16 protein-coding genes are annotated in these 17,891 nt (G+C 55.8%); 9 read left to right on the forward strand and 7 right to left on the reverse strand.

Annotated features, from left to right (window positions below; all coding sequences use genetic code 11):
- Nucleotides 1-128 precede the first annotated feature (128 nt).
- Genes ACR6JA_RS12720 through ACR6JA_RS12735 form a run of 4 tightly spaced genes read left to right on the forward strand, consistent with a single transcriptional unit; the run spans nucleotide 129 to nucleotide 3,904 of the window.
- On the forward strand, nucleotides 129-641 hold the full coding sequence (locus ACR6JA_RS12720; protein ID WP_494493609.1) for a winged helix-turn-helix transcriptional regulator: 513 nt from the start codon (nucleotides 129-131) through the stop codon (nucleotides 639-641).
- A 30-nt stretch (nucleotides 642-671) separates the two neighbouring features.
- A complete protein-coding gene (locus tag ACR6JA_RS12725; RefSeq protein WP_494493807.1) occupies nucleotides 672-1,622 on the forward strand; it encodes a 2-dehydropantoate 2-reductase in 951 nt (316 codons plus the stop codon).
- A gap of 9 nt (nucleotides 1,623-1,631) precedes the next feature.
- Nucleotides 1,632-2,480, forward strand: coding sequence for a helix-turn-helix transcriptional regulator (locus tag ACR6JA_RS12730; protein ID WP_494493610.1), 849 nt, complete (start codon nucleotides 1,632-1,634; stop codon nucleotides 2,478-2,480).
- Nucleotides 2,481-2,530: 50 nt separating this feature from the next.
- Nucleotides 2,531-3,904, forward strand: coding sequence for an MFS transporter (locus tag ACR6JA_RS12735; RefSeq protein ID WP_494493611.1), 1,374 nt, complete (start codon nucleotides 2,531-2,533; stop codon nucleotides 3,902-3,904).
- A 3-nt stretch (nucleotides 3,905-3,907) separates the two neighbouring features.
- Here the strand turns inward: ACR6JA_RS12735 and ACR6JA_RS12740 are convergent, their stop codons facing one another.
- Nucleotides 3,908-4,939 carry an SDR family oxidoreductase gene (locus ACR6JA_RS12740; RefSeq protein WP_213716569.1) on the reverse strand — a complete coding sequence of 344 codons (1,032 nt, stop codon included), beginning with the start codon at nucleotides 4,937-4,939 and terminating at the stop codon, nucleotides 3,908-3,910.
- An 81-nt stretch (nucleotides 4,940-5,020) separates the two neighbouring features.
- On the opposite strand from ACR6JA_RS12740, the gene ACR6JA_RS12745 reads away from it, so the two are divergent.
- Nucleotides 5,021-5,986, forward strand: a complete 966-nt coding sequence (locus ACR6JA_RS12745; protein ID WP_494493612.1) for an AraC family transcriptional regulator — start codon at nucleotides 5,021-5,023, stop codon at nucleotides 5,984-5,986.
- Nucleotides 5,987-6,033: 47 nt separating this feature from the next.
- Here the strand turns inward: ACR6JA_RS12745 and mgrA are convergent, their stop codons facing one another.
- Nucleotides 6,034-7,068, reverse strand: coding sequence for an L-glyceraldehyde 3-phosphate reductase (gene mgrA / locus ACR6JA_RS12750; RefSeq protein WP_213716573.1), 1,035 nt, complete (start codon nucleotides 7,066-7,068; stop codon nucleotides 6,034-6,036).
- Nucleotides 7,069-7,307: 239 nt separating this feature from the next.
- On the opposite strand from mgrA, the gene ACR6JA_RS12755 reads away from it, so the two are divergent.
- The gene (locus tag ACR6JA_RS12755; RefSeq protein ID WP_494493613.1) at nucleotides 7,308-8,219 is read left to right on the forward strand and encodes a LysR family transcriptional regulator; all 912 of its coding nucleotides are present in this window, start codon (nucleotides 7,308-7,310) and stop codon (nucleotides 8,217-8,219) included.
- 13 nt (nucleotides 8,220-8,232) lie between these two features.
- Here the strand turns inward: ACR6JA_RS12755 and ACR6JA_RS12760 are convergent, their stop codons facing one another.
- The 5 genes from ACR6JA_RS12760 to ACR6JA_RS12780 form a co-directional block, all read right to left on the reverse strand.
- Nucleotides 8,233-9,399 carry an MFS transporter gene (locus ACR6JA_RS12760; RefSeq protein ID WP_494493614.1) on the reverse strand — a complete coding sequence of 389 codons (1,167 nt, stop codon included), beginning with the start codon at nucleotides 9,397-9,399 and terminating at the stop codon, nucleotides 8,233-8,235.
- Between the two features lie 73 nt (nucleotides 9,400-9,472).
- Nucleotides 9,473-10,537, reverse strand: coding sequence for an aldo/keto reductase (locus ACR6JA_RS12765; protein ID WP_494493615.1), 1,065 nt, complete (start codon nucleotides 10,535-10,537; stop codon nucleotides 9,473-9,475).
- Between the two features lie 42 nt (nucleotides 10,538-10,579).
- The gene (locus ACR6JA_RS12770; RefSeq protein WP_494493616.1) at nucleotides 10,580-11,170 is read right to left on the reverse strand and encodes a cupin; all 591 of its coding nucleotides are present in this window, start codon (nucleotides 11,168-11,170) and stop codon (nucleotides 10,580-10,582) included.
- 225 nt (nucleotides 11,171-11,395) lie between these two features.
- A complete protein-coding gene (locus tag ACR6JA_RS12775; RefSeq protein WP_494493617.1) occupies nucleotides 11,396-15,436 on the reverse strand; it encodes an autotransporter outer membrane beta-barrel domain-containing protein in 4,041 nt (1,346 codons plus the stop codon).
- Nucleotides 15,437-16,024: 588 nt separating this feature from the next.
- Entirely contained in the window at nucleotides 16,025-16,639 is a 615-nt protein-coding gene (locus ACR6JA_RS12780) for a histidine phosphatase family protein (RefSeq protein WP_213716787.1), read from the reverse strand.
- A gap of 66 nt (nucleotides 16,640-16,705) precedes the next feature.
- Here ACR6JA_RS12780 and ACR6JA_RS12785 point away from each other — a divergent pair, with 66 nt between their 5' ends.
- From ACR6JA_RS12785 to ACR6JA_RS12795, 3 genes are all read left to right on the forward strand, one after another.
- On the forward strand, nucleotides 16,706-17,008 hold the full coding sequence (locus tag ACR6JA_RS12785) for a metalloregulator ArsR/SmtB family transcription factor (RefSeq protein ID WP_213716789.1): 303 nt from the start codon (nucleotides 16,706-16,708) through the stop codon (nucleotides 17,006-17,008).
- An 8-nt stretch (nucleotides 17,009-17,016) separates the two neighbouring features.
- Nucleotides 17,017-17,541: a rhodanese family protein gene (locus tag ACR6JA_RS12790; RefSeq protein ID WP_494493618.1), complete on the forward strand. Its 525-nt coding sequence runs from the start codon at nucleotides 17,017-17,019 to the stop codon at nucleotides 17,539-17,541.
- A gap of 90 nt (nucleotides 17,542-17,631) precedes the next feature.
- Nucleotides 17,632-17,811, forward strand: coding sequence for a GDFGVC terminal motif YodC-like protein (locus tag ACR6JA_RS12795; protein ID WP_008458219.1), 180 nt, complete (start codon nucleotides 17,632-17,634; stop codon nucleotides 17,809-17,811).
- Nucleotides 17,812-17,891 lie beyond the last annotated feature (80 nt).

Below are 17,891 nucleotides of genomic sequence, written 5' to 3' on the forward strand. Positions count from 1 at the left end.
CTTCCGCCATTAACTCTTATAATAAGAGTAACAATAAAAAGATCAACAGCAGCTTAACGATTAGCCGGTGGCTTAAATCCGGCTATACACTGTTGCCGGGCCCACGTTGATGAAAAATAAGGAACGCTATGCGCTCGAAAGGTTTTGAAGGTATGACCTGCTCTATCGCCTGCGTGATGGGAGCCTTAGGCGACCGCTGGGGAATGCTGATCATGCGGGACCTGTTTTTAGGCCTCCGCCGCTACGACGATTTTCGCCGCTCAAGCGGCATCACCAATGCCACGCTATCTGACAGGCTAAAAGCACTTGAAGAACAAGGGCTGATTACCCGTCAGCGCTACCAGACGAGGCCGGATCGCTACGAATATTTGCTTACCGAAAAAGGGCGGGATATAGGGCTGGTGCTGCTGAGCATGATGCAGATAGGCAGTAAGTGGAATATCCCGGGCCTTGTGGGGCCGTCGCTTTTCATGGTGGACGGCAGCAGCGGCCATAAAGTGAAAGTTGCCCTTGTGGATGTCGAAACCGGGCAGCAAGTTTCACCGCAGGACGTGATGGTGGAGTTGGGGCCAGGCGCCGACGACCTCACCCGCTGGCGTTCGGCGGGCCGAATCAGAACCCCCGAACCCAGCGAAAGCTAGGTCGGCTTGTAAAGCACAGAGAGAAAAGTGATGAAAATACTGGTGGTTGGGGCAGGTGCAATCGGGGGTTATTACGGCGCAAGGCTGATTCAGGCCGGCGCTGACGTGACTTTTCTCGTTCGGCCAAAACGGGCCGAACTGCTGGCCAAACAAGGGCTGCGGCTGGAAAGCAGTTTGGGCGATTTCAACGCCCCGGTTAATACGGTCACCCGGGACAGCCTCCAGCCCGACTACGATCTGATTTTGCTCAGTTGCAAAACGTACGATCTGCAGGCGGCTATCGAGGACATTACCCCCGCCGTGGGCCCTTCGACCGCCATTTTGCCTTTCCTCAATGGCCTCTCGGTTTACGACGAACTCGACGCTCGTTTTGGCCGTGACCGGGTGCTCGGCGGCGCGGCTTATATAGCCACCACGCTCAACGCCAACGGCGAGATCAAGCAGATGGGTGCGGCGGATCAGGTTGTTGTCGGCGCAAGGTCGCCAGCCACGCTTGATGTAGCAAAAGCGATTTACGCACTGTTAGCCTCTTCCGCTGGTGTGCGCGTGCAGTCAGAAAACATTATGCAGGCGCTCTGGAACAAATGGGTGATGCTGGCTTCCGGCGCGTTGATGAACTGCCTGATGCGCGGCACGGTGGGAGATATCATGGCGACACAGGACGGCGAGGTGCTGATGAAACAGGCGATTTCGGAGAGTCTGAGCGTCGCCGCAGCAGAAGGCTATGCGCTGCCGCAGGCGGAAATCACCAGCATCGAAAAACGCCTGCTGGATCCACAATCCGCCTGGGCCGCATCGATGAGGCGCGACATTGCCAGCAATGCGCCACGCCTGGAAGGTGATGACATTGTCGGCGACATGATTACCCGCGCCACCCGAAACGGCCTGAACGTGCCGCTTTATCGGGCGGCATACTGCCATCTCCAGGTTTATGCCCACCAGCACACGCCTGGCGCGGCGGCCCAGCAGCCGTTCAAATAGCGAGGTCATATGGAGCTTCTCGCCAACGAGTGGACGCAATTTGTCGCGGCGCCGTCACAGGGGCTCCAGGGCCTGCACGCCCATTTTAATAAGCACCGCTACGAACGCCATTCCCACGATTACTTTGTGATCGGCACTTTGGACGTCGGAGCCTCGAAAGTGGGGCTGGCCAGCGGATCAATCATCGCACCTGCAGGCAGCGCGATGATTGTAAATCCGGGGGATGCCCACGACGGCAGCGTTTACTCCGAGCAGGGTTATACCTATAGCATGCTCTACGTGCAGCCCTGGGTTGTGGACGGCATTGCTCATGAGCTGGAACTGAATCCCAACCGCGGCCTTTGCTTTACCAGCCCGGTGTTAAGCGACCCGGATATCGTGGCCGGGCTGCAAACCCTTCACCGCACACTTTTTCAACAGCAGGACAGCTTAGCGCTGGAGGTGACGCTGATTGACGCGTTAAAACCACTACTGAGCCGCTATTCCACTCGCCGTTTTACGCTACAGGAAGAATGCCACGAGCCGCGAATCGCCAGGGTGAGAGAACTGATTCACGCCAGCTTTGCTTCCACGCTGACCACTGAAGATATGGCGCAGGCCTCCGGGCTGAGCCGTGTTCGCCTGAACCAGCTTTTCCGTGCCGCTTATGGCCTGTCGCTGCACGCCTACCTCAACAGAGTCCGCATGGATGCGGCCAGGCAAATGCTCCGCGCGGGCCAATCTGCTGCAGACGTTGCCACCGCCGTTGGCCTGTTCGATCAAAGCCATTTGATTCGCCGCTTTAAAGGCTGTTTCGGCATCACGCCCGCACAATTTGTTAGCGCTCATTTTTCAGATATCCAATACGGCCGCCGCTGACGTTTTCATACTTCTGCGCTTTAAGGTCTTTCTTTCCTTCGGAGCAGAGTATGTCTCATTCCACGGATTCACCGTCCGTCAGCCAGGCCAGCGCGCGAGTGTCCGCCTGGGTCATGATTGTGATTGGCGCGGGAAGCGTGCTGTCGTCGCTCGATCTGTTTGTCGTCAACCTCGCTTTCCCGGCTATTCGCGATAGCTTTGCCGGGGCCACTAACCAGGCGCTGTCTTGGGTGATCAGCGCCTATTCCATTGCCTTCGCGGCGTTTCTGGTGCCCGCTGGCCGAATGGCGGATATATATGGCCGCAAACGTACCTTCAAAGCAGGCCTGGCGGTGTTCTCGGTGGCGAGTGTGGCCTGCGCTTTTGCCCCGGACGTAATCTCGCTCATTTGCGCGCGGGGCCTGAAAGGTTTGGGCGCAGCGCTGATGATCCCCACCAGTCTGGGGCTGCTGCTGGCGGCGTACCCAAAAGAGCGCCATAAGCAGATGGTAGGGATTTGGGCCGCAACCGGCTCCGTTGCCGCCGCGCTAGGCCCAATGCTCGGCGGAGCGCTGGTAAATATCGACTGGCGATTGATCTTCCTGATCAACCTGCCGGTGGCGATCCCGGCGCTGTGGCTGAGTAAGCATCTGACGGAAACGGAGGTCGTAAAGCGCCGTTTCCCGGATATTCTCGGCTCGCTGATGCTGGTTGTGGGGCTTGCGCTACTGGTGGCCGGGATCTCTTGGGCCAGCGACTGGGGCTTCGCCAGCGCCAGGCTCTGGACGGTGTTGGGCGGGGCGTTCGTCTTCCTGACGCTGTTCGTTCGTCGCTGCCTGACACAGCCCGCCCCGGCGCTCGACCTGCGGGTATTCCGCGTGCCTGCATTTACCCTCGCCACGCTGGGCATGGCCTTTTTCTACATGAGTTTTGCCATCATGCTGCTGGGCGGCAGCCTGTTTTTGACCCAGGTCTGGCACTGGCCAACCGTTGAGGCTGGCACCGCTTTTGGCCTCGGTCCCGGCACCGCCGTGGTTGCCTCGCTGATCGCGGGTAGAACGGGGTTCTCCCCTAACAAACTCACCATCGCCGCCGGTATTTTGTATGTAATAGCCGGTCTCTGGTGGTACAGCGCCCTTAGCGCCGAACCGGACTATCTGCTGGCCTATCTGCCTGCGCTGATGCTGACCGGAGCCGGAGCGGGTATCGGCCAGACGGGGTTTATCGCAGGCGGCACGGCGGCGCTCCCGGCGCAGCAATATTCCACCGGCACCGGGATCATTAACACCTCGCGGCAAATTGGGGCCGCCATAGGCGTGGCGGTGTTTGTGGCCGTGTCCGGCAGCGCCGTTGCCAGCGAGCAGTACCACACTGCGTGGCTGCTGATGTCACTCTTCGGGCTTATCGCCTCACTGTCAGCGCTGCTGCTAAGCGCGAAGCGGTAGCGCTTATTTTTCCAGTAAGCCCAGGCGAATAAAACTTTCGGCGGTGGCGACAATCGCCTCCTCCGGGGAACGCGGTGCCCAGCCGAGCAGGTTCACCGCTTTCGCATTGGTCACGTTCATGTCCACGCCCAGCAGAGTCAGCGATCCTTTCATGCCCGGATTTTTGTGCGCCGCCAGGCGCACCATCCAGTCGGGCAATGCCAGAGTAGAAACTTTGCTGGCGGCTTCGCCGAGGTGTTTGCGCAGAATTTTCGCCACCTCCACCATCAACAGGCTGCGGCCGGAACTGGCAAGGAAGCGCTCGCCGTTGGCTGCCGGGTGCGTCATCGCCAGCCAGTGCAAATCGGCCACGTCGCGCACGTCCACAAAACAAGAGTTGATGTTCGGGTTGCCTTTTTGCCCATCCAGCATGTTTTTTACCAGCCGGGTGGAGTGGGAAAAATCAGGCCCCAATACCGGCCCCATCACCGCCACCGGATTCACCGCCGACAGCTCCAGGCCACGCCCTTCTTTCTCCACAAAGTCCCAGGCGGCCTTTTCCGCCAGCGTTTTCGATTTCTGATAGGGCCACACTTTGCCGGACACGTCGCTCCAGTCCGTTTCATCAAACGGACGGCGATGGCTTGCCGGGTGCCCGACGCCAACGGCCCCAAAGGCTGAGGTGAGTACGACGCGCTTAACCCCGGCAAAGCTTGCGGCGCGGAGCACTCGCAGGTTGCCGTCTACCGCAGGTTTGATCCAGTCTTCGTCGGTGGCGTGGTTGCCGGAAGGCGTCGGCGATGCGCCATGCATTACGTAGCGGCACCCGGCCATCGCTTCAGCCCAGCCTTCATCTGCCATTAAATCTGCAACGAAAAAGGAGAGACGATCGCCCGGTTCACAGCCGCCCTCTTTCAGGTTGTTGAGCACTTCTGCTTTACGGTCAGCGGAACGCACGGTGGTACGAACCTCATAGCCTTTAGCCAGCAGCGTAATGATGCAGTGCTGGGCAATAAATCCGGTTCCGCCGGTAACTAATACGCGATCTTGTGTCATGCTTCTGTCCTCTGTGGCCTGGCAAGCAGGCGGTATACGTTCATTTGCTGCGCAGAATAAAACCAGCCAGTCGGATTTTGAATGCTTGATAGTCCGTTCTACTTGCGTGATAGTACGAGAATGCACACCGACCCGTTTTCTGAAATCCTCAAGTTTGCCGACGCAGAGTCGCTGGTCACCGGCGGCTTTACCGCGGGCGGCGACTGGGCGCTTCAATTCCCCCCGCCGGATAAAATCAAGTTCTTCGCCATCGTCAAAGGCAGTTGCTGGGTGATGCTCGAAGGCCACGCGGAACCGATACATTTTTGCACTGGCGACGTCGGCCTGCTGAATGCCAGGCGGGCGTTTATTGTCGCCAGCTCACCGGAAATCAAACCGGTCGATGCCATGAGCGTTTTTAAGGCCGGAGAGCGGAACTACGCCGCTCTGGGGGAAGGGAAAGAGTTTGAGTATATGGGTGGACACGTCCTGCTGGATCCCAATCGCGGGCAGATGCTTGCTCAGGTGTTGCCACAGTGGATTCACATCCCGGCCGCATCCCCGCAGGCGACGTCTTTCCGCTGGCTGCTCGATCAGCTGATTGCCGAAAGAGAAACGGCCCAGCCCGGCACCCAGCTCGCCTCCGCACAGCTTTCGCAGTTGCTGTTTATTCAGATCCTGCGTGCCCATTTGCAAACCAGCAGTTCGCTGCCGGCAGGTTTGCTGCGCGCGCTGGGTGATGCTCGCCTTGCCCCGGCGCTGCAGCTTATACACGCTAATCCGTCTCGTAACTGGCGCCTGGAAGATCTCGCCAAAGCCTGTGCCATGTCGCGCACCACATTTGCGGAGTATTTCCGTAACGTATCGGGCATTACTCCTGTGGCTTATCTTACCCAGTGGCGTATGCGGCTGGCGGAGAAAGCGCTGCGCGAACAGGCAGATCAAATTGCCATGGTGGCCCAGTCCCTCGGCTACACCTCCGAAAGCGCTTTTAGCAACGCCTTCAAGCGCGAAACCGGGCTGTCGCCCAAAGCCTGGCGTGACGCTGCCCGCAGCACGGTAAGTTGAGAATAAAAAAACGCCGCACAATAGCGGCGTGAGTCAGTGAAATAATCTTATTTAATTTGCGAAGAGACACGCCATAAGTCCACGCCGCCTTCGGTGGCATGAGTGTCAATCTCGGCCAGCTCCTGAACGCTGAACGCCAGGTTATCCAGCGCCTTTAGCGAGTCCGCAAGCTGCTCCACGGTACGCGCACCAATCAACGCGGAGGTGACACGAACGTCGCGCAGAACCCAGGCAATCGCCATTTGCGCCAGCGTTTGCCCACGGCTTTCCGCCACGGCATTCAGCGCGCGGATCTTATTGAGGTTCTCCGTATTTAACATGCCAGCCACCCGAGAGCCTTCTCCGGCCGCACGCGCGCCCTGCGGCACACCATTCAGGTATTTCGACGTCAGCATGCCCTGAGCCAGCGGGGAGAAAGCAATGCAGCCGCTGCCGATCTCTGCCAGCGTATCCAGCAACCCGTTTTCAATGGTCCGATTCAGCATTGAATAGTTCGGCTGGTGAATGAACAGCGGAACTTTCTCTTCAGCCAGAATTTGCGCCGCCTGGCGAGTCAGCTCTGGGGAGTAAGAAGATATTCCCACGTAAAGCGCTTTGCCCTGGCGATGCAGCTGTACCAACGCCCCCATTGTTTCCTCAAGCGGCGTATCGGCATCCACGCGATGGCTGTAGAAAATATCGACATAATCCAGTCCCATGCGCTTCAGGCTTTGCTCGCAGCTGGCAATCAGGTGTTTTTTTGTGCCCGTTGGACCACCGTAAGGACCTGGCCACATATCCCACCCGGCTTTGGTGGAAATAATAAGTTCGTCACGGTAAGGGGCAAAGTCTTTTGCCATCCAGCGTCCGAAGTTCTCTTCCGCCGATCCCGCTGGTGGGCCATAGTTGTTGGCGAGATCAAAGTGGGTAATACCATTATCAAAAGCATGACGCAGAATGGCTCTGCCGGTTTCAAAAACATCTACACCGCCGAAGTTTTGCCACAGCCCCAACGAAATAAGCGGTAACGCCAGGCCACTTTTTCCCGTTTTACGGTATTGCATATTATTGCTGTAACGAGATGGTGCAGCACTGTAATTCATAACGCATTCCTCATGGTGAAGAAAAATATCAACGACAAGTTCGCATTAGATTAATAAAGCAAAACTCATAAAGCAGAGGTTTATAACCGACGATAATTCATCAACGTAATAAAAAGGAAATTAACCAATGAATAGCTATTTTGGGCACGATAAATATCCATTGCGAAATCTATTTTCTCAGCGTATCGTTAATCTGTAAAATTCATTATTGAGATTGAATTAATCTTTACTGGAGATAAATGATGGAGCTGCGCCAGATTCGGCATTTTATTGCCGTTGCGGAACACGAAAATTTTACCCGCGCCGCACTCAGCATGCATATTGTGCAGTCGGCGCTGTCCACCTCCATCAAGCAACTAGAAGAAGAGCTGGGGACACCGCTGTTTATACGCTCCACGCGGAAAGTCCGCCTGACGATGGCCGGAAAAGTGTTTTTGCACTATGCCCACACCATCGGCCATTACGTGGATAAGGCGGTGCAGGAAGTGGAGGCGATTGTGTCATTGAAAACCGGGACGCTCTCCATTGGCACGGTGCAAAGCGTGCCGCCGTTTATTGATTTACCGGAACTTCTGGAAACATTTATCCGTAAGTTTCCCGATTTCGAGGTCAAGCTTTGCCAGGGCTCTTCTGAAAGACTGAATGAAAAAATCCAAAACCAGCAAATCGATCTCGCGATTATGCCGGTGGAGGAAGTCTCTGACCGGCTGGCCTCGCGTATCATTGCCTGCGATGAAATGGTGCTGGCCTTCGCCCACGATTTTCCTGGCCTGCCCGCAGAAGGGGAAACCATCGCGATGGAGGCGCTGGCCGGCCTGTCATTTATTGATTTTGAGTCAGGCCAGGGGACACGAAAGGTCAACGACGGATGCTTTGCGCTACAGGGCTTAACTCGAAAAATCACCTTTGAAGTAAGCGATCTTGATACGCTACTGAGCCTTGTAGAGCGGAAAATGGGGGTTGCACTGCTGCCGGAAGAGGTGGTGCTGGCCCGGGGCGACAAGCTGGCGCGACTGAAAATCAGTAACGCGGATTTATGCTGGGAGTTGGCCGTGGTCTGGCTAAGTGACACCCCGGGCAGCCTGAAGGTTCACGACCGCCCCGTACAAGAGTTTTTGGATATTCTGGATCCAGAGGGTGAGGAAGCCTGAACGCCCCGGCCCGTCAGGAACCCGCTGCCGTTGGCGGGACAGATATTCGCAACGTTCTGGCGGCCAGCGCAATACCGGCCAACAGCAGAGCCACCAGCCACAAAGAGAGCTGTAGCCCAAACCAGCCGCTCAACGCCCCAATAATCACCGGCCCCAGCAGCATGCCGGTGTAGGCCATGCGGGTGACAAGTGCAATCTCCTGACTGGCATCGCCTTCCCCCAGCGAGGCGACGATAATAAACATCAGCGGTACGAGGGTGGAAACCCCCAGCCCCAGCAGTAAAAAACCCATCAGCGCATTGCCCGATGAAGAAGAGAGCAGCACGATACTCATCCCGATAAATCCAACCGAGGCCATCAGCGACAGCAGGGTTCTCTCACGCACGGCACGACGTAACATATCCCCGCTAAAACGCCCTGCCGTCATTCCCACGGAGGAAAAGGCGTAGCCAAGGTAAGCCCGACTCTGTTCTGGATGCAGAAACTCCTGCATGTAGAGCGTGCTCCAGTCGTAAATGGCCCCCTCACATAGCAAAGCCAGAAAGGCCAACAGCCCTAATATCCAAAGCGGCAGTTTACTGCCGGTAGTCTTTTCTTCAGCTTTCTCTTCTTTCTTAGGGGGAACCGTTTCTGGCAGTGTTCTGGCGAGCAGCAAAGAGATTATCGTGGCCGCGATCAGCATGACTGACAGAGAGTAAAGCGAAGAGAATGTGAGGTGATGCGACAACAATCCTGCCAACGATCCGATTATCCCTCCAAGGCTAAACATGCCGTGTAGCTTCGACATAAATTTATGTCCACTGGCGCGTTCCACCGCAGTGGCCTCCACATTAGTTGCCACGTCAAGTGCCGCCAGAGACAGGCCAAAAACCATCAGCAGCAGGCAGGAAACAGCGAAATAAGGACTCAGAAAAACCAGCCATAAGCTTAAGGGGTAGAGTACGCTGAACGTCCCAATAGCCTTTTGGGCCCCCAGCGATGAGACCCATAACCCCAGCCGTTTCATCGCCAGAATCGCGCCTAACGACATCGAAAACAGCGCGACAGACAAGACGCTGTTACTCACATGATGGGCCTGTTTCAGCCAGGGAATAAAGACGCCCCAGGTCGAGAAAATAACACCGTTAATAAAATAGAGCGCAAACAGCGTTAACATTGATTTCTTATATGGCTGCATCATTTTTTGACTTAAATCCCAGAGCAGAAAAGAGAGGCCAATGGCCTCTCATGAACAACAAAGTCCTCCCTGCAACCTACAATCCCTGAATTTCGCGCCATCCTTCCAGATACGTTTTTTCCGCCGGAGACGGCAGATCTAATGCCAGCTGGGCACGATGCCAGAACGGATAAATGGCCGCCGGGCGCCCCGCTGCTTCGATTTTCAACATCTGTGCTTCCGTCAGCGTCAGGTGGATAGAGGCAATATTTTCCTTGAGCTGCGCTTCGTTACGCGCCCCTAAAACTAGAGTATCTACGTTCGGACGCTGCCTGACCCACGCCAATGCGACCTGTGGAACGGTTTTACCACATTCCGCCGCAACCTCTTTCAGCACGTCGATCACCTGGTATAACCGTTCGCGATCGCTGATGTGTGGCTCGGTCCAGGTCGATCCCTGGCGCGTTCCATCCTGCGGCGGCGTTTCCCGGTCAATAAGCCCGGTCAACAAGCCTTCACCCAACGGGCTCCAGATCATCGACCCAATACCCATTTCTTTACCGCCGGGCAGCAGTTCATATTCGGCATCACGCCCTTCCGCAGTGTAATAAATCTGCTGGGCAACCGGCGCGGTATAGCCCAGTTTTTCCGCAAGATATTTGGTTTTCGCCAGCTGCCAGCCGCTGTAGTTAGACACACCCCAGTAACGAATTTTACCGGCCAGGACCAGCGAATCCATGACTTCCAGCGTCTCTTCCACCGGCGTCACACCGTCCCAGCCATGAATCCAAAAGAAATCCAGCCAGTCCGTTTTGAGGCGACGGAGGGACTCATTCACCTGAGGAATGAGATGCTGGCGAGAGGCACCGCTGCCGTTCGGCCCTTCATGCATGCGAAACCGTGCTTTGCTGAACAGCAGCCAGTCATCGCGCTGCCCCAGTAAAACCTCGCCAAGGATGCTTTCCGCCTGGCCAAAAGAGTACAGATTGGCGGTATCAATCGCATTAATCCCCGCGTCGCGGGACAGCGCGATCATCGAGGCAGCCTGCTTCACATCAACGCTTCCGGCCCGATCAAAACCAAAATCACCGCCAAAAGTCAGGGTGCCGAGCACATACTGCGAAACCTGCAGGCCGGACTGACCCAGATTGACATACTGCATAGAGACTCCCGTAAAAAATTAATTAACTGAAAATTAAAGGCATTACGCCTTCCAGTAGGTGGTAATATCTGGTGCCAGCCCATTCACCGGATCGTTTTTTGGAAACGACAGGGAGGCCATACGCGTCTTCATTTCGGCTGTAGGTGCTTCCCGGCAAATATCGAAACTTTGCCCTGCCGGGTAAGCCCCAACGACCAGAAAATCGTCGCTAGCCGACAGCCGACAATGTCCGATACCGGCAGGTAAAAGCACCACATCTCCGGCATTAACCGTAACTTCATGCCCCTCTGGTCCCCCCAGCATCAGGCGAGCCGTACCGCCTGCAAACCCCAGAACTTCATGTGCCGTGGAGTGATAATGGTGGTAGTCATAAACCCCGTTACGCCATTGCGGAAACCACTGATTCGCCGCGAAGATGGCCTCCATTTGCGAGGCAATATCGCCCTGCATCACTACGTTTCTGTAATGCAGCACCGGCAGCTTTGCATTATTAGGTACCCAGCCGTTGGCCGTAATTATTGTGGCTTCAGGTGTTACCCTCGAACTGGCCCAACCACGAGCTGGGGTGAGCGCTATTCCGGCCCCTGCTGCAAGGACCGATTTAATAAAATCTCTTCTGTCGAATGTGGCCATAACAATATATTTCCGCGTCGTGATGAGAAAAAAGAAATGCACCAGCGCTGTAGGCACTTGTGTAGCATAGCCAGACGGATTTATTTTTTAAGTAGATTATTTAGATGGGAATTATCTATGAGAGAGATACTGATTGAATAATAAAAAGAAAAATGAAAAAGAGGGGGAACAAATAGTCTTTTTATGAAAAAACGGCCAGATTATCCCGGCCGTTTTTGGGTTGAATCAGAACCCGTATTTCACGCCAATCATCGCGGAGGTGTCGTGGTAGCCTTTATCGCCGATTTGCTGCGCGACGCCGCCCCACATGTTGAGATCATGGGAAATCTGCCCTTGCACGCCAAGTTTAAGCTGGCCGATGTTGCGGGCCCCCTCTTCATTGAGCAGCTTATTTCCCATTCTCACGCCAAAGTTTTTGGTGTTATGCAGCCAGTCTGCTTCCACGTAAGGCTTGAATTCACGCCCTTTGCCGTCGTCCTCTGTGCGGTGGCCGCGCAGGTATAACCGCACGCCAAGGCGAGACTGCAGGTTACCCTGGCCGCTGTCCTGCACGCGAGTGCCGTTAGCTTCCGTATGTTCAGCGCTGTGAACGCCCATCCAGGTCAGCTGCGCCTGAGGTTCAAGATAGACGGCCTGACGCTCGCTTTCGCTAAGCAGCATGTTATAGCCGCTTTCAAGCGACGCGGTGAAGCCGCGGCTCTTGTAATCCTCATTCGGCAAATCGTCACCGCTGACGCGGTTGTTAAACCAGTTGTACATCACCCAGCCGTCAACATAGACGCCTTCGCGGGAAACCGCGTTATGGTACCAGGTGCCGTAAGCCCCGACGCTGTAACCGTCCAGCTCGGACTCAGAGCGATAGCCGGTCAAATTTGAACGTGAGTTGCCCTGCACGTTGCCATAGCCTGCCATCAGCCCCGCGCCCCAGCGATCGGTCTGATTGCTGGTGCCGTGCAGGAATTCATTCCCCAGCTGCGCAGCGTAGCGGTTGGCGCTGGAGCTTACCTGGCCTTCCCCGGTGTGGAAGCGGTTCTGCCCGCCTTCCTGACGCAGCCAGAAAGTGCTGCGGGACATGCCGCGTTCATCCAGCGGGGCACGGTATTCGGTGGCACCTTCGCGATCGTCTAGCGTCAGGTTGAAAAGCGTATTCGCCGCCGTCAGGTTTATCAGATAGCTGCCCGCCTCAGGCCGATAAACCGGCACCGGATCGGGCTGGGTCGGTGGTGCCGTAGGCCCAACAGGATCGACTGGTGGTGTCACAGGATCGACTGGTGGTGTAACCGGGTCGACTGGTGGTATCACAGGATCAACAGGCGGTTCCGGAGGTAGATTGCTCATAGAGGTCAGATACCAATTCTGCCCCTTCTGCACCAGGCTGTAGTCCCATGCCCCGGCAACAATACGCCCGGACTGGGCAAACGCCCCCGCCGCAGAGCTGCCGCCCACGGTCACCACTTCTATCCCCTGCTGAGTTTCAGCCCCCTGGCCGCCAACGTTGTTGACCGCCAGCACGGTTGAACCAGACGTCGCCCCCTGAATCACTAGCTTGTCAGTGACAGATGCATCATCCCCCAACACGGTATTCACGTTCAGTTGGCTGTCGGTGCCGCCTGTATAATCGCCGCCGACATTCAGTGTGTTACCGACGATATCGGCACGGCGAGAAAGATTCACAATCCCGCTGTTATTCAGATCGCCGTTCACAGTGAAACTGGCTGCATCGTCGTTCGCCTGCCGCGGGCTGCCGACGGTTAAGGTACTGCCGGTTTCCAGCGTGGCTGCGCCGATGCCACCAGTCCCGGAAAGCAGGGTCGCGCTCTTAGCCGTAACATCGCTGACCAAAGATCCCGTCACGTCCAGGCTCCCTTCCGCCAGCGTGGTCGCGCCGGTGTATGTGCTGTCCCCGGTCAGGGTCAACGCCCCGCTGCCAAGCTTGGTCAACGCCCCGCTGCCGGTCACGCCCTGATTGATGGTCGTATTGAACCCCTGAGTGTCCAGCGTCCCACCCGCGTTTTCCAGCGTGATGGGGCGCTCTAAATCAAAGCTATTGCTTAATTGCAGCGTACCGCCGGCAAAGGTCAGCAGGCTGGTGTCTGACCCCAGCGCGTCGTTCTCAGCCACCTGCAGAATGCCGTCATACAAAGTCCAGGACGTTGAGGCAACCGTAGTGTTGTTCAGCACCCAGGTACTTGCCCCCGTTTTATGGAAATGTTCGAACCCTTCATACTGGATGCTGTCGCCAATATTGGCGGCATCGAACTGGCTATTGGCATCACCGCCCAAAATAAGCGTGCCATCACCGCCGATAGCCTGCACGGTGCCCTGCACGTTATAGCCATCGCGCAGCTCCAGGGAGTTGGTTCCGCCGGTAAACAGAATGGCCTGCGAGCGGTTTTGCCCGTTGAAATCCAGCCCGCCGCTGATGGTTCCGCTGTTGACGATAGTCATATCGCTGCCGCTGATCCCGACTCCGCCGACACCGATATCCCCAACGCCGTTTATTCCGCCTGCAGTACCGGGTTCACCGCCGTTACCGCCCGAAATCGTACCGGTATTTACAACGCTGCCGCCACCGGAGGTAATACTGATCCCAGCCCCACCTGCGCCACCGGTACCGCCGCTGCCGCCGTGGCTGGTATCACCGCCGCTGCCGCCACCGGTACCGCCGAGCCCGCCGGTAATACTGGCGCCAGCGTCGTTGGTCAGCGTGCCGTTGCCTTCGATGGACAAACCGTTCCCACCTTTTGCGCCGGTTCCGCCGTCGGACGTCGGGCTGTTACCGTTCGCCCCCGCACCGCCGTTACCGCCCACAAACGCACCGTGGTTAGTCACGTTCCCGGTTCCGACAATGGAGACTGCATCACCACCTGCGCCACCTACGCCGCCGCCGCCGGCAGAATCATCCCCACCTTTACCGCCGGTGACGACGCCGCTGGATTCATTGATAACATCGCCGCCGCCGTTGATTTCAATCCCAATGCCCCCGGCACCGGAGTCACCGCCCTGCGAGGTACTTAAATTGCCGCTACCGCCGCCGCGGTTGCCGAGCCCGCCGGTCACTTCACCAAAGTTGCTGACGCTGCCGCCGCCTTCAAGCTCGATCCCGCTGCCGCCTTTCCCGCCGTCACCGCCGTCACCACCGCTGAGATTATCCCCGGAACTGTTAGAGTTACCGCCGCCACCTGTCCCGGCGTTGCCACCGATAACATGGCCGCCATTGTTATTAATGACGTTGCCGCTGCCTTTAACCGTAATCCCACAGCCGCCGTTGCCGCCTGCAGAACCATAACCTACAACGCCTGTTCCCTGGCCAGACTCAACCGCCCCGCCGTTACCGCCGTCGCCGCCGCCGCCGCCCAAGATTCTGCCGCTGTTAGTTATCGTACTGGTGTCGCTCAGCGAGACCCCGCTCCCGCCTTCAGCCGCCTCACCGCCGCTCCCGCCAACGCCGATCACATTAGCATTGTTTTTGGTGTCGGCATTAGCCGCCAGGCCGCCCGTGGCACCCCGCCCACCGGTAATTTCTCCGGTGTTAGTGACGTTCCCGCCCAGGGTCAACATGACGCCATCCCCGCCCGCGCCGCCTGCTCCACCGCTGCCGCCGTGGAGCGTTTCTCCCGCCGTCGTTTGGTCGTTTGCCGCTGCGCTTCCGGTGTTACCCCCGGTACCACCATCGCCGCCGGTGATAGAACCGCCGTTGGTATAGCTGCCCGTGCCGGTGATCAGCACGCCAGCGCCACCGTCACCACCGTCACCGCCGTTACCCCCGTTGCCCGCATCGGCCACGTCCGTGGTATTGCTGCCGCCGTTGCCTCCCCGACCACCATTTCCGCCTGTGATATCGCCGCTATTGCTACCGCTGCTGCTGTTCAGCACCGACCCGGCTGAGCCGCCACCGCCACCGCCGCCGGCAGAACCGCTGCCGTTGGTGGCTGTCCCGTCTGGCTGCTGGCCTGTACCTCCGGTAGCGGTGCCAGGAGGGAGTGAATTATCCACGCCATTTACGCTTCCTGCGCCGCCATTTTCCCCCTGGCTGCTCCCCTGCCCACGCTCACCGGAACCACCGTCGCCGCCGTTGCCGCCGATGCCCGTTGTGGTATCCATTGTGCCGCCACCGCCGCCCTGAGCGCTGTCAGAAGAGGTCGCCGGGCCACCGGTCTGGCCATCTGCGGCAAACGTTAGCTGTGGAATAGCGCTTAATAAGGCGGCACTGATAGCGGTGGCTATCAAGCGTCGCTTGCCGGGGTTCTGTAATATACGGGGCATTTGCATCCTCTTTAACTCTGCGGAGTCTGTTGATTCGAAATATCAGAAACAGGCGTGCAACAATTTATTTAAAATTACCTTCGGGTTTTAAAAGACGAACGAAAACAACTTTCAAACGAAAGATAAAATCACTAAAAATGTTTCCGGTGTTAATTTAATGTAATTACAAAAACACCAAAACGATGATGAAATTAACCTTTCAGGGCCATGTATTTCATGAAAGAAGTTTATTTTGGTTAATAATTTTAACACCACAAAAATAGACTTAAGCAAAATTAAATTGTATTACAATTTGATTTGACGCATGGAATTAATAATAAGGGGAATTTGATCGAGGATAAAAACTGATAATCTTAGACAAAAAATACTGAGTAACCGATTGTTTTTATTAATCTTAAAACCATTGAACACATATAATCGTGAAATAATCAAAAACAACAGCTTACAGATTAATCCTATTAGCAAGTGAGCATTAATTTTGTTTTTGAAAGCAAAGAATCAATTTAGTTATCAAAAAAACACGAATAAAAACCCTGCCTTCAGTGCAACAAATAAGCCATTAATAAGCTTAAAAAGCCCCAGCAAAGTCTATTTAATATCACGTAAATGCGTCGCAATTCCCCATTTAACCAATTTGATACATTCACCTTCAATATTCATGATGCTATAACTGCAGTTTTGATGTCCATATTGTCTGAGATCGTCGGTAATTAAAGCGCCTTTCAATTGCCAGATGACAATTTCCAAAGCATGGCCGTGAGTGACAATAATCACCGTGTCGTTCCGGTGGCGTTCATTCAAATCGTTCAGGCAGGAAAACAGACGGCGACTAACGTTATCCAGCCACTCCCCTTCAGGAGTCACCCGGTGCGGCTCGCCCGATAGAAGGGTATTAAACAGCTCAGGATGTGTTTTTTGCGCCTCGATAATATTTAGCCCCTGGAGTGGGCCAAAATCACGTTCCTGTAGACGTTCATCCACGGTTGTCTGGCTGCGCAATTCACTGGCCAGCACATTAGCCGTGCCCTGTGCACGCAGCGCCGGTGACGTGTAAATATGGGGGACGGATAAATCGGCCAACTCGGCAGCTAGCGCAAAGCTCTGCCGGAGCCCCCGCGCCGTGAGCTGGCTTTCCAGCCTTCCCTGAATAATCCCTTGTTGATTCCCCTCACTTTCGCCATGCCGTACCAGAATTGCCCGCACGCTCTTTCCTTTGTTGAAAATTTAATTTAGCATTTACTAAATTTAGAGTTACCTAAAGTAAAAATCATGACACCTGAACTCTCCCAGCTTCAGTCTAGTGCGGACGAAGCCGCCAAATTGCTAAAAGCCATGAGCAATCCCCGGCGTTTACTGATCCTCTGCCTGCTGCTCGACTCCCCAGGCACCGGAGCAGGAGAACTTGCTGCCGCCGCAGGATTGAGCCCCTCAGCGACCTCCCAGCATCTGACGAAAATGAAGGATGAAGGGCTCATAGAGCACCAGCGTAATGCTCAGCGTGTGCTCTATTTCATCAAAAATAGCGCGGTACGCGAAGTGATCGCGACGCTGAAAACCATTTACTGCCCCTGAGGAACATCATGACTATTTCATCCATCTTGCCAGAAGAAGCGAAAAAGCTCATTGCCGGCGGTGCCGCGCTGATCGACATCCGCGAGCCGGATGAACATGCCCGTGAGAACATTCCAGAGGCGCATCTGATGCCGCTTTCCGCCATTGAAAACGGCGCCAGGCTGGGGCCGCTAGATCCTCACGACGTGGTGATTTTCCACTGTCAGTCCGGAATGCGTTCTTCTCAGCATGCCCAAAAGCTGGCGGCGCTTGCCGAACCGGCCCAGGTCATGCTGCTGGCCGGGGGCCTCGAAGCATGGAAAAAAGGCGGGCAGGAGATTCTGGAGGATAAAAGCCAGCCTCTGCCAATTATGCGACAGGTACAAATTGTGGCGGGGACGTTAATCCTACTTGGGGTCGTGCTCGGATACAGCGTTAATAGCGGATTTTTCCTGCTTTCCGGCTTTGTTGGAGCCGGTTTATTGTTCGCAGGTATCAGCGGATTTTGCGGTATGGCACGTCTACTGGCCTGGCTGCCGTGGAACCGGCGATAGCGTATCTTGCTTTATCCGCCTCGATTTCTGATCTATGGTTATCAGGCGGCAAAACCGCATTAAATTCCCTTAGCATTCAGAGGTTTTTCTATGTTCAAACCAGGTGATGTGGTGCAGCCCAAACAGGGCGGCCCTAAGCTACAGGTGGTTGAGGTTCAGGGAGAGGATTTGATTTGCGTCCCGGCCGCGACCTTAGGTGCGGATCAACTGACGCTGAAAGCAGATTCGGTTTCGCTGTACCAGGAAGAAGGCGATTTCGGCGTTTGCTAAGCAACAATAAAAACGGCGTGGGGTTAATCACGCCGTTCTTCTCAATAAAAGTGCCCCTATCCTTGTCGTCGCCATTCATA

The organism is Cedecea sp. B1(4) (assembly GCF_059414925.1).